This is a genomic window from Saprospiraceae bacterium (genome assembly GCA_016719615.1).
Lineage (GTDB): Bacteria > Bacteroidota > Bacteroidia > Chitinophagales > Saprospiraceae > Vicinibacter.
In genome coordinates this window covers 506,030-518,554 of record JADJYQ010000005.1, presented here as the reverse complement: position 1 = coordinate 518,554, position 12,525 = coordinate 506,030, and the positions used below count along the sequence as shown (strand labels likewise).

Here is a 12,525-nt window from a genome sequence, read left to right as displayed (position 1 = left end):
TTTAGATATTTTTAATTTTTAATAATTTGAAGCCCTCTTTAAATTGGTTTCCACGGTCTTCATAATTTTTAAATAAATCAAAGCTCGCACATGCCGGAGATAATAAAATAGCATCGCCTGCGCTTGCAATTTGTGCGGCTTCTGCGATAGCAACAGACATCGATTGAGTATCTTTTATAATTGGAACGATACCTGAAAATGTTTTTATCAATTTGGTATTATCAAGCCCCAAACAGATGAGTGCTTTTACTTTTTTGCTAACAAGCGGTAACAATACCGAATAATCATTTCCTTTGTCTTGTCCTCCGGCCACCCAAACCAGTGGTTTATGAATGGCATCAAGAGCCCAAAAAACAGAATCAACATTTGTAGCTTTACTATCATTGATGTAATCAACTCCATGGATGGATCCAAGCCATTCAAGCCGGTGCGGATCATTGACAAATGAATCCAGCGCAGCCTGAACTTGCACCTGGGACAGTCCACATAATAAGGCAACTTGTGCTGCGGAACAAATATTGATTGCATTATGCCTGCCTTGTAATCTGCTTGTGCTTATATCTGCGACGAGATTGTTTCCTTGATACAATTTCCCAGTATCGTTTAGGTCTGCATGTATGGAAATAATTTTAGCTTGAATTGGATGTTCACTTAAATATTTTTGGATATTTTCATCTTCATTATAAACTATTAGATGATCATCTGCAGTTTGATTCTTTGTTATTTTAAATTTTGACTGGATATATAATTCCATGTTATATTGGTACCGATCCAAATGATCTGCTGTGATATTTAGTAAAATTCCAATATGCGGTTTAAAATTTATAATTCCATCCAATTGAAAACTGCTCAATTCCAAAACATAATACTTGAAATCACTGCTTGCAACAGCTCTGGCAAATGAATAACCTACATTTCCGCATTTGGAAACATGTAATCCATTTTCATTTAGAATATGGTAACACAAATTTGTAGTCGTCGTTTTTCCATTACTACCTGTTATCCCAATGATAATCCCTTTACAATAGGAATATGCAAATTCTATTTCAGAAATTGCATTTATACCATTTTGTTTGTAAAGTTTTACAATTTCAGATTCTTCCGGTATGCCCGGACTTTTTATTAAAATATCAGGCTGCAATTGCTCTGCAATTTCATGACTACCCTCCTCGAAATCAATATCATATTCGATCAATTCTGCTTTATATTGACTTCTGATGATACCCTGATCACTGACAAAAACAGATAGTCCCAGCTTTTTTGCCAAGAGGGCAGCTCCGACGCCACTTTCGCCCGCTCCAAGAATCACTATCATTATCTTATTTTCAAAGTTATGATCGTGAGGACTGCCAAAAAGATTGTTACAATCCAAAACCGAACTGCAATCGTAGCTTCATGAATACCTTTTTTCTGAAAATGGTGATGTAGCGGAGACATCAGAAATATTCTTTTGCCCTCACCATATTTCCGTTTGGTATATTTGAAATAGCTGACTTGCAAAACAACAGAAAGATTTTCCATAAAAAAAACGCCGCACAGCAATGGAATCAATAATTCCTTGCGCAGTATTATCGCCATCGCTGCTATGATACCACCAATGGCAAGACTTCCAGTATCTCCCATAAAAACCTTTGCTGGAAAAGAATTATACCATAAAAAGCCTACACATGCACCTACAAATGCCGCAGAAAAAATAACCAATTCACCTGTGTAAGGCAAATAAAAAATATTCAGATAATCAGCCACCCGGGCATTTCCCGATACATAAGCAAGAACAGCCAAAGTCGCAGCAATTATTGCCGAAACCCCAGTAGCTAAACCATCAAGTCCATCAGTTAAATTGGCAGCATTTGAAACAGCCGTCACTATAAAAATAACGATAGGAATAAATACTAACCAAATCCAGGTATGTGCATTGTCACCAAAAAATTCGACAATCCAATAATAATCAAAGCGGTTTCCTTTTAAAAAGGGAACATTGGTTAATTGTGTTTTGACATAAACGAATTCCGTTGTCAGGTTTTTCACCGGATCATAAGAGGTAAATTCCTCTACGATCATGTATTGTTGTTTCAATGCTTCGGCCTTTGGCATTCGCACGAGAACTTTTTCATGATATAACATGACAACTGCAATGACAAGCCCACAAACAATTTGGCCAGCAATTTTAAATGCAGCTTTTAAACCTTGTTTATCCTTTAGGAATACTTTAATATAATCGTCTGCAAATCCGATCAATCCCATCCATACTGTTGTAAATAATACCAACTGTATATACACATTATCTAATCTTGTAAGCAATAAAGTCGGAATGATAATTGCTAAAATAATGATGATTCCTCCCATGGTTGGAGTCCCCTCTTTTTCCTTTTGCCCTGTTAATCCAAGATCTCTGACCGTTTCGCCAATTTGGAGATTCTTCAATTTACGAATGATAGCACTGCCAAAAATCATGGATATAACCAAAGACAACAGAATGGCTAAGGCAGCCCTGAAGGAAATGTATTGAAACAATCGGCCTCCAGGTAAATGTAATATTTTTTCCGTAAATTGAAATAAATAGTATAACATATTTTCGGTTAGAAATCTAATTCAATAGTTGAATATTGCAAGAATTTTAAATGAATCCTGCGTAATAATTTGTGCTGAAATTTAACAGTACAGCAGGGACCTGATCCCTTTGGTCACAATCCTCTGCTGTAACTGTTAAAACCAACCTGAGAATGATAATAGAACCTACTCTATTTTCTTTTATAAGTTTTACAAAAATGTATTTAATATTTTTTTATCGTCAAAAGGCAACTTTTCGCCTTTGATCTCCTGATATTTTTCATGACCTTTACCGGCCACCAGAATAATATCGTTTTTTGTCGCTAGCAAACAAGATGTTTTGATAGCTTGCTGCCGATCTTCAATGATCAAATATTTTCCAACATATCGCTCTTCCACACCTTCCACCATTTCCTTAATAATATCGGAAGGTTCTTCACTTCTCGGATTATCCGATGTAAAAATTACTTTATCACTTAACATACAAGCGATTTTTGCCATTATAGGTCGCTTCAATTTGTCGCGATCTCCTCCACATCCAACCACCGTTATTAATTGCTGTTCATTTTTTCTGATTTCAAGAATCGTATTTAAAATCTTTTGCAAAGCATCCGGAGTGTGCGCATAATCAATGATTGCAGTCTTACCTGTTTGTTGATTGAACAAATATTCAAATCTGCCTTCAACAGGATTCAGCAATGACATTTTTTGCAACACTTCCGTTTTTTGCTCACCAAGACCTATTGCAGTTACATATACTGCTAATAAATTGTAAGCATTAAATACACCGATCAATTTTGAATGCCATTCCAAGTGCTCAAACTGAAGATGCAAACCATTTAAACTGTTTTCTAAAATTCTGGCTTTATAATCCGAAATATTTTGAAAACTGTAAAAAACTTGCTTGGCCTTTGAATTCTGTACCATAACACTTGCATTGACATCATCTTTATTCAACACAGCAAAAGCATCTTCGTGTAATTCGTCAAAAAACTTTTTCTTTGCGTATATATATTCCTTAAATGTTCCATGATAATCAAGATGATCGTGGGTAATATTAGTAAATACAGCACACGAATATTGAAGTCCTGAAATTCTTCCCTGATCAATTGCATGTGAACTTACTTCCATAAATACATGACTACATTTCTTTAAATGCATTTCATTTAACAATTCGAACAGGCTTATTTGATCTGGAGTAGTATGCGTTGCCGGAATTACTTTGTTTCCTACTCTGTTCTCAACTGTTGAAAGTAAACCACAGTTATAGCCTAAGTTTGTGAATAAATCATAGAGCAAGCGGGCTACCGTTGTTTTTCCATTTGTACCAGTCACTCCGGTCAGTTTCAATGAATTTAAACGATCGTCGTAAAAGCGATTTAAAACTGAACCTAAAAGCGTTGATATTGCGTCCGTAAAAACATAGGTAACTGCAACTTGAATAATTTCTGGTTTGCGTTCACAAAAAACAATTTTGCACCCATTTTTTATTGCATCAGGAATAAAATCATGACCATCCAGTTGAGTTCCCTTTTTAGCAACAAAAACTGTATTTTCATCTGCCTTTCTCGAATCGAAAGTAAACCCACTTACATTATTGCTTAAAGAACCTACAATTCCAAATTCAGTAGTTCCGGGCAATATGTCTGCTAATAATTTCAAAGAACATTTTTTTAGTTCAGAATAATTTCTACAATGGGACCTTTTACAATGGATCCCGGTGGAACATTCTGATATATTATTTTTCCGTTTCCACGGGGTAATAGTTTTGCTTTATAAGCGTCCATCAAATAACTCGCATCTCTGAGCCCCATTCCTGTAAGATCGGGCATCACATTTGCCTCAAATATTTGTTCATGAACATCAATACCTTCTGAACCTGTATAGGTTTCAACCCAGACGTTTGAATTCGAAGGTTTATAAGGTAAACCTATGAATTGAAAAAGTCTTTCAAAATCATCCTGCATGCCTTTATTTCCAACTGGCATTCGTTCAGAAGCAAGAGCCACTTTAGGCTCAGTGTTCAAAACTGCTTTTTTAGAAAACTCAGCGCGCATACATCTGTCTGCTATTTTTCGGAATACTGGAGCAGCAACCTCAGAACCATAATAAGCTGAACTTTGAGGATTATATATAACAACTATGCATGAATAAATCGGATTATCCGCAGGAAAATATCCTGCAAAAGATGCCTGGTATGTTTTGTTTGCAGCGTCTTTATGAAAATAATTAGTCACCGCAGTTCCTGTTTTTCCAGCAATTTCATACATTTCTGTATAAATGTTTTTAGCTGTACCTCTATCTACAACCGCATGCATCAATGCTTGAGCAATCTTCAGATTTTTTTCCGAAATCACGGTGTCATGCGCAACTTTTGGAGTGTATTTTCTGACCGTCTTATATCCATCAGATATTTGATCTACTAATCTCGGCTGCACGCGAATGCCTCCATTTGCAACTGTATTATAAATGCATAAGATCTGCAAGGGCGTCAATTGAAGTTCATATCCCACAGCCATCCATGGCAAACTGGTACCATACCAAATATTTTTATTTCTTTTTGGATCTTTAATAATTGGCACAGGCTCTCCATCAATTTCAATATTGGTTTTTTGATGTATTCCAAGTTTTTTAAGATAATCGACAAACTCCTTAGGATTTTTTGAAAAATGCTCATTGACCAATTTTGAAATTCCAACATTTGAAGATTGGATAAATGAATAAGCCAGATCCTTATAATGGATACCATGCATTTTGGAATCATACATATTTCTATCATAAAACCGGCATGATCCTCCTTGTAAATCAACACCAGCAGATGTGTCTACGCCTGCAATTTCCAATAAGGCTAATAAAGAGGCCAATTTAAATGTAGAACCCGGCTCTGTAGAATTGGCAACCGCATAATTATAATCTTCTACCAATTCTAAATTTTCATTCCAACCCAGATTTGCAATAGCTTTAATGGCACCCGTTTCAACTTCCATTACAATAGCGCAACCACTTTCTGCATGATGATTCCGGATTGCATCTTCCAAGGCCAGCTCTGCGACTTCCTGAATACCAGTGTTAATAGTTGAATTAACGTCCATTCCTTTTTGCGGAAGAATTTCTTCCAAGCCACTTACGGGGAGGTAAAGATTTGGACCTGCTTTTCTAGTAACTCTATGCCCAACTTTACCCTTTAAATACTCATCGAAACTCTTTTCCAAGCCAATTGGGTCCGCATTTTTTCTATCTAAACCAATAGTTCTGCTCGCAAAGTGTTGGAATGGTTTGATTCTTCTCGTTTCAGACTTTATAATCAAACCACCCGTATTCGGACCAAGACTGAACAAAGGAAATTCCTTAATGGTTGACATTTGTTCGTAGTTCAATCCTTTAGCGATAAACAAAAAACGGTTTCCTTTTTTGTAAGCCTGTTTGAGCCATGCTTTAATCTCGTCCTTAGATTTTGTCTGGTACAAATAAGATTGTAATGCATGTGCTAATGAATCCAGCTTCTGATAAAACAACTCAGGTTTTAAACCGGAAGCCTTCATGTCCATTCGTAATTCAAAGATCGGTTGTGAAGTCGCCAACGGACTTCCATCGTCTGCTAAAATCCTGCCTCTCTCTGCTTCTACAGATTCAACAGTATAATACAAATCTTTACTTTTCTTCCGGAGCTCTTTTCCCTCTCCCATATGAATCATCGCTGCTTTGACAATCAATGCAATCGCTGCTACTGCAAATACAGAAAGTACAGTATAAACGCGTGCTAAAAATTCTCTCTTGCGATCCATCAATTTTCCTTATTCTTTTCGATAAGTATGTGTGGCGGTTGTTCTTTGATAATAATTTCTTTTTCAGAAACTTTCTTACTTACCTGTTCTTCCATGCCTTCATACATCATATCAGATTTGATCGTCCAATATTTCCATTTCAATTTTGTAATATCTTTTTCCAGAAATTGCAGCTTTCGCATTCTGTATTCAGTATATTGAACATTTCCTATATAAATCAAAACCAAACCAAATAAAAAAAACACAAACATTTTATTTTTCCATACGACCATGGCACTCACTGATGGGTATTTTGCCTTGTTTATTTTTGGTGGTTTAGTATATTCTAACATTCTCAAATTTTAACAGCTACCCGCAATTTTGCAGATCGCGATCTTGAATTAAATTTTATCTCCTCAGCAACCGGCATCAATGCATGTTTATATAACGACTTAAAGGGAATACTTTTTTCCTCAAAATCACCCACATGTGGATCTCCGGAACGAATCCATTGTTTGACCAATCTATCCTCCAGACTATGATAACTTATCACCACCATACGACCTTCCGTTTTCAAACATTCAGCACTTTGTTCCATTAATGCATTCAAAGATTGCAGCTCCTGATTGACTTCCATTCGAATGGCTTGAAACAACTGCGCCAAATATTTTTGCTTTTTGCCATAACTAAATGCTTCGGCCCATCGTGCAAAATCAATACAGGTATGAAACATCCTTTTTTGTCGCTCTTTAACCAAAGCAGCTGCTATATGTTTTGCATTGGTTAACTCACCGTATTCCTTAAAGATTTGCTCCAGCTTTTTTTCAGAATATTGCATAATCACTGCTTTCGCATGCAAATGCTGATCTTTATTCATCCGCATATCCAATTCGGCGGAAGAATAGTAGGAGAATCCTCTACCTGAATTATCCAAGTGAAACGAAGACAATCCAAGGTCAGCAAGTATCCCATGAACTTTTTCCTGTTTATAATATTGCAAATACTTCTTTAAGTATTTAAAATCTGAATGAATAAATTCCAATCGATTATCCTGAGGTATGTTTGGTATGACCGCTTTGTCGCGATCAAAGACAAACAATTTTCCTTTCGATGATAAACACTCCAGGATTTTCTTGCTGTGGCCTCCGCCACCAAAAGTGACATCCACATATACACCATCGGGATCAGTCACCAGGTTTTGTACAGAAACATCCAACAAAACTGGCAAATGGTTATATAATGGAGTCTCAGACATCTTTATGTCCAAATACTTCTTCTGCCAAAGCTGAGAAATCACCGGGTTCTCTATCAACCATATTCAAATACTGCTCTTTTGCCCATATTTCAATCTGTTGATGGTATGCAAGCAAAACCAAATCCTGCTTGATGCCAGCAAAATCGCAGAGCAACTTAGGAAGCAATATGCGACCTGTTGCATCAGCATTGAGGACAGTAGCGCCCCGATAAAAATATCTGGAGAACTCTCTGTTCTTTTTAATGTATGGATTTAATTGATTTACTTCCTTCGTCTTTTCGATCCAGACTTCTTCTGGATAAAGGAGCAAACATTTTTCAAAACCACGGTTGACAACGAGCCGAACATCACGTTCTCCGATTTGAGACATAAGAACAGAAGGAAGGCGCAATCTGCCTTTACTATCCATTTTTACATCGTACTCACCATTTAGATTGTACATGTTCTACTCAGTTGGTTTCCTAGGAACAAATGTAGAACTAATTTCCACATTTTCCCACTTTTTACCACAAAAAAAATAATTTTTTTTTTAATATGAATAATGCTGATAATCAACAAGTAAACTTCATTTTAACAAACTCATTGAAAATCAATTATTTATATGAAATTATTAAATAATGCATATATTATTCATTATAGATAATATACGTATGTAATTATATTATATATATTTTATACTCAAGTTATTGATTTGAGCGCCTGTTTTAATGGAACTGAAGAGCTTTCGTCCCGTAGCTTCAGCTTTAAACTGCAAGGAGCTAACTTTAAGCCTCTAATTTTGTTTAAACTGGACCATTGAATGCGACAATGGTTTATCGTAAACCCGAAATAGATGATCAAAGAATTCTCTTATATCACCAATGCAGATCCTTCCTATATTGATAGCTTATATAATACGTATCTGATCGCACCCGAATCTCTGGATCCGGGTTGGCAAAAATTCTTTCAGGGTTTTTTATACGCCCAACAATACGACTCAGCTACATCACAGCCAATTGAAAGAAAAAATACGGAGGAGCAGATGGCCAAAGAAATGAATGTACTCCTGCTTATTGATGCTTTTCGCAAAAGAGGCCACTTACTTTCCGATACGAACCCTATTCGCCTTAGGAAAGATAGAAAAGCACATCTTGATTTGGAGGACTTTTCCCTGACAGAAAAAGATTTGGAAACGCGATTTTACGCTGGAACCAACTTGGGTTTGCCAAATGCTAGCTTGAAAGAAATTCTGCAAAGACTAAAACAAGTTTATTGCAGTAAAATTGGTTTTGAAATTCAACATATAGAATCTAATGAAAAAAGAGAATGGTTGCAGGACAAAATTGAAAAATCACCAGTTGCATTATCTTATGGATTAAGTATTGATCAGAAAAAAAGAATTCTTCAAAAATTAAATGGCGCCGTCATTTTTGAAAAATTCCTACATACAAAATATGTTGGACAAAAACGCTTTTCACTTGAAGGTGGTGAAAGCACTATTCCTGCTCTTGATTTTATGATCGAAATCGCAAAATCGACCGGTGTACAAGAAGTCGTTTTGGGAATGGCTCACCGTGGGCGTTTGAATGTGTTGGCCAACATCATCGGAAAAACATATGAACAAATATTTAATGAATTTGAAGGCACAGCTATACCCGATCTGAGTTTTGGAAGTGGTGATGTAAAATATCATCTAGGCTATTCTTCTCAGGTTTTTACAAATTCGGGCGAAAAGATCCATTTAAAACTTGCGCCTAATCCTTCGCATTTAGAAGCTGTTGATCCAGTTGTAGTTGGTATAGCCCGTGCAAAAGCAGATTTATTGTACCAAAGCAATTATGATAAAATACTCCCGTTACTGATTCACGGCGATGCAGCGATCGCTGGACAAGGTGTTGTTTATGAAACCATTCAGATGTCAAAACTCGATGGTTATTATTCTGGTGGTACGATCCATTTTATCATCAACAATCAGATAGGATTCACCACAGATTTTGATGATGCAAGATCTTCAGCCTACTGCACTGCCGCTGCAAACATGATTCAGGCACCTGTTTTTCACGTAAATGGCGATGAACCAGAAGCAGTTGTATTTGTCTCCAAACTGGCAGTTGAATACAGACAACATTTTAATGAAGATGTTTTTATTGACATGGTTTGCTATCGGAGACATGGGCATAATGAAGGCGATGATCCAAAATTTACACAACCTATACTCTATAGTATTATCAATAAGCATCCCAATGTTAGAGAACTCTATTTAAAAACATTGATTGCCCGGGGCGATGTCGAAGCGATGATCGCAAATGATCTGGAAAAAGAATTTTGGAACTTACTCCAAAATCATTTAGACTCGGTCAGAGAAAACCCATTACCTTATGTTTACCAAGAACCTGAAATTGCTTGGAAAGCATTAAAAAAAATTAATTCTGAACTTGATTTTGAAATAAGTCCTAACACAGGCATAGAATCAAAAAATGCACAGCAATGGTTTCTTAAAACACTTGAGATTCCAAAACATTTTAATATCCTACCTAAGACTAACAAAATCTTTAAAGCCTGGAAATCGAATTTCGAACAGAACATTTTAGATTGGTCGATGGCTGAAATTCTTGCTTATTCCAGTATACTTGCTGATGGCAATAATGTAAGGTTAAGTGGACAGGATGTAAAAAGAGGAACTTTTTCACACCGCCACGCAGTTCTTGTTGATGAGAGCAGCAATTCAGAACACAATAGGCTTAATGGTTTGACAGATCATCAAGGACAATTTTTTATCTACAATTCACTGCTATCTGAGTTTGCCGTATTGGGGTTTGAATATGGTTATTCGCTTGCATCTCCTGATCAATTGGTTATTTGGGAGGCACAGTTTGGTGATTTTTCGAATGGTGCACAGGTTATCATCGATCAGTTCATAAGCTGTGCACAAAGTAAATGGAATCGCATGAGTGGAATCGTACTATTATTACCTCATGGCTACGATGGACAAGGACCCGAACATTCATCTGCACGGCTGGAAAGATTTCTACAAGCTTGTGCAGAGTTTAATCTGGTGGTGGCCAATGTAAGCAACCCCGCTAATTTTTTCCACATCCTTCGCAGACAAATCAAATGGAATTTTCGAAAACCACTTATTATCATGTCTCCAAAATCATTATTGAGGCATCCAAAATGTGTTTCACCATTAAAAGATTTTTGTGGCCAAACTCGATTTTTGGAACTCATTCTTGATCCACCAGAAAATCCAGCTTCGCCATCGATAAAAATGATTTTATGCTCGGGACAGTTTTATTATGATATCCTGCAGGAAAAAGAAAAACACAAGTACAAAAATATTGGAATTGTTCGAATAGAACAGTTGTATCCATTTCCAAAAAAACAAATACAAAATTTATCGCAGCAATATCCCGGATCAAAATGGATTTGGTGTCAGGAAGAACCTCGCAATATGGGAGCAGCAAATTTTATCGAAAATCAATTAAAAGATTTGAATATAGAAATTATTGCAAGACCTTCAAGTGCTTCCCCAGCGGTAGGACATAAAAAAATTCACGACTTACAACTTGTTGATTTGTTAAACTTAATATTTCAATAAAATGCCCGATTTATTTGTTGGACAAAAAACGAATGCCGAAAATTATCAAATTGTTGAAAGTGAATTTCATCACTGCATCCGCGTCATGAGAAATTCTATTGGGTCAGAGGTATTGGTTACTGATTTTGATGGGATTATTCATACAGCAATCATCCAAAACATTGAAAAAGACAAAGCTATCCTGGAGATTAAAAAGATCTACAAAACTGAATCTACTGATATTCCGAAAATTGCTATTGCAATTAGTCTAACCAGTCCGTCCGACAGGTTGGAATGGTTTGTCGAAAAAGCTGTTGAAAATGGCGTTCATGAAATTTTTCCCATGTTATGCGAACGCACTGAAGTCAAAAAGGTAAATATTGAACGATTATTGCGTGTCGTAAAAGCTGCAGCTAAACAAACCATTAGGCCCTTATTACCTCAAATTTCAGATTTAAAATCGTTTGATACTATTTTAAATAATTCATCAACCTATCCTCAGCAATTCATTGGCCATTGTCAGGACGACCTGGAAGGATTTTTAGGAAAATTATATGACGCTAAACTCAATACCCTAGTATATATAGGTCCTGCCGGCGATTTTAGTGCGAAAGAAATAAAAAATGCTTTGGATAAAAATTGCATCCCAGTATCTTTAGGCCCTTATCGTTTGCGAACAGAAACCGCAGGACTTACTGCCATACAAATTTTACAAACCATCAAACAACTATGAAACGCAATTTGATTTTATTAATTTTCTTATATGGTTTAATGAACCTTGGATTTGCCAATCTACCCCCTGTTTATAAATTAAAACTGGCACTACTCAAATACAATGGAGGTGGAGATTGGTATGCCAATCCGACTGCATTGTCAAATCTCGCGAAATATTGCAACAAGGAATTAAATACACAATTTGATCCTCAATATGCCACCGTTGAAATTGGAAGTACTGAGTTATTCAATTTTCCGTTTGTACATATGACTGGACATGGAAATGTAGTTTTCAGTGATGCCGAAGCCCAAAATTTGAGAACTTATCTTCAGGGCGGCGGTTTTTTACATATCGATGATAATTATGGAATGGATCCTTTTGTAAGACCGGTCATGAAAAAAGTATTTCCTGAACTTGAATTTGTTGAATTACCGTATTCGCATCCAATTTATCACCAAAAATTTGAATTCCTTGGAGGATTACCTAAAATCCATAAACATGACAATAAAGCAGCACAGGGATTCGGTTTGTTTTGGCAAGGACGACTGGTTTGTTTTTATTCTTATGAATGTGACTTAGGTGATGGATGGGAAGATCCGGAAGTTCATAAAGATCCTGAGGAAACCAGAAAACAAGCACTCAGAATGGGTGCAAATATTATCCAATATGCATTTAGTCATTAAAA

General features: G+C 36.3%; 10 protein-coding genes. 3 read left to right on the top strand and 7 right to left on the bottom strand.

What is annotated here, in order from left to right:
- Position 1 precedes the first annotated feature (1 nt).
- The 7 genes from murD to IPM92_11700 form a co-directional block, all read right to left on the bottom strand.
- Positions 2 to 1,315: a UDP-N-acetylmuramoyl-L-alanine--D-glutamate ligase gene (gene murD, locus IPM92_11730; protein ID MBK9109004.1), complete on the bottom strand. Its 1,314-nt coding sequence runs from the start codon at positions 1,313 to 1,315 to the stop codon at positions 2 to 4.
- Positions 1,315 to 2,571 (bottom strand): phospho-N-acetylmuramoyl-pentapeptide-transferase, encoded by a 1,257-nt coding sequence (locus IPM92_11725; GenBank protein MBK9109003.1) that lies wholly within the window; start codon positions 2,569 to 2,571, stop codon positions 1,315 to 1,317. The genes murD and IPM92_11725 overlap by 1 nt, the downstream gene beginning before the upstream one ends.
- Before the next feature lie 189 nt (positions 2,572 to 2,760).
- Positions 2,761 to 4,212 carry a UDP-N-acetylmuramoyl-L-alanyl-D-glutamate--2,6-diaminopimelate ligase gene (locus IPM92_11720; protein ID MBK9109002.1) on the bottom strand — a complete coding sequence of 484 codons (1,452 nt, stop codon included), beginning with the start codon at positions 4,210 to 4,212 and terminating at the stop codon, positions 2,761 to 2,763.
- Between the two features lie 11 nt (positions 4,213 to 4,223).
- Positions 4,224 to 6,335 (bottom strand): transpeptidase family protein, encoded by a 2,112-nt coding sequence (locus tag IPM92_11715; GenBank protein ID MBK9109001.1) that lies wholly within the window; start codon positions 6,333 to 6,335, stop codon positions 4,224 to 4,226.
- Entirely contained in the window at positions 6,335 to 6,667 is a 333-nt protein-coding gene (locus tag IPM92_11710) for a hypothetical protein (GenBank protein MBK9109000.1), read from the bottom strand. Before IPM92_11710 ends, IPM92_11715 begins: the two co-directional genes overlap by 1 nt.
- 2 nt (positions 6,668 to 6,669) lie before the next feature.
- On the bottom strand, positions 6,670 to 7,569 hold the full coding sequence (gene rsmH, locus IPM92_11705) for a 16S rRNA (cytosine(1402)-N(4))-methyltransferase RsmH (GenBank protein ID MBK9108999.1): 900 nt from the start codon (positions 7,567 to 7,569) through the stop codon (positions 6,670 to 6,672).
- A complete protein-coding gene (locus IPM92_11700) occupies positions 7,562 to 8,011 on the bottom strand; it encodes a division/cell wall cluster transcriptional repressor MraZ (protein ID MBK9108998.1) in 450 nt (149 codons plus the stop codon). The genes rsmH and IPM92_11700 overlap by 8 nt, the downstream gene beginning before the upstream one ends.
- 393 nt (positions 8,012 to 8,404) lie before the next feature.
- On the opposite strand from IPM92_11700, the gene IPM92_11695 reads away from it, so the two are divergent.
- From IPM92_11695 to IPM92_11685, 3 genes are read left to right on the top strand one after another with little or no spacing between them, the layout of a single operon-like run.
- The gene (locus IPM92_11695) at positions 8,405 to 11,146 is read left to right on the top strand and encodes a 2-oxoglutarate dehydrogenase E1 component (protein MBK9108997.1); all 2,742 of its coding nucleotides are present in this window, start codon (positions 8,405 to 8,407) and stop codon (positions 11,144 to 11,146) included.
- A 1-nt stretch (position 11,147) separates the two neighbouring features.
- The gene (locus IPM92_11690) at positions 11,148 to 11,858 is read left to right on the top strand and encodes a 16S rRNA (uracil(1498)-N(3))-methyltransferase (GenBank protein MBK9108996.1); all 711 of its coding nucleotides are present in this window, start codon (positions 11,148 to 11,150) and stop codon (positions 11,856 to 11,858) included.
- On the top strand, positions 11,855 to 12,523 hold the full coding sequence (locus IPM92_11685) for a DUF4159 domain-containing protein (protein MBK9108995.1): 669 nt from the start codon (positions 11,855 to 11,857) through the stop codon (positions 12,521 to 12,523). The genes IPM92_11690 and IPM92_11685 overlap by 4 nt, the downstream gene beginning before the upstream one ends.
- Positions 12,524 to 12,525: the final 2 nt, after the last annotated feature.

Excerpts from the sequence above, each read along its gene's own strand:
- murD (MBK9109004.1), bottom strand. The coding sequence starts at position 1,315 with ATGATAGTGATTCTTGGAGCGGGCGAAAGTGGCGTCGGAGCTGCCCTC.
- IPM92_11725 (MBK9109003.1), bottom strand. The coding sequence starts at position 2,571 with ATGTTATACTATTTATTTCAATTTACGGAAAAAATATTACATTTACCT.
- IPM92_11715 (MBK9109001.1), bottom strand. The coding sequence starts at position 6,335 with ATGGATCGCAAGAGAGAATTTTTAGCACGCGTTTATACTGTACTTTCT.
- IPM92_11710 (MBK9109000.1), bottom strand. The coding sequence starts at position 6,667 with ATGTTAGAATATACTAAACCACCAAAAATAAACAAGGCAAAATACCCA.
- rsmH (MBK9108999.1), bottom strand. The coding sequence starts at position 7,569 with ATGTCTGAGACTCCATTATATAACCATTTGCCAGTTTTGTTGGATGTT.
- IPM92_11700 (MBK9108998.1), bottom strand. The coding sequence starts at position 8,011 with ATGTACAATCTAAATGGTGAGTACGATGTAAAAATGGATAGTAAAGGC.
- IPM92_11690 (MBK9108996.1), top strand. The coding sequence starts at position 11,148 with ATGCCCGATTTATTTGTTGGACAAAAAACGAATGCCGAAAATTATCAA.
- IPM92_11685 (MBK9108995.1), top strand. The coding sequence starts at position 11,855 with ATGAAACGCAATTTGATTTTATTAATTTTCTTATATGGTTTAATGAAC.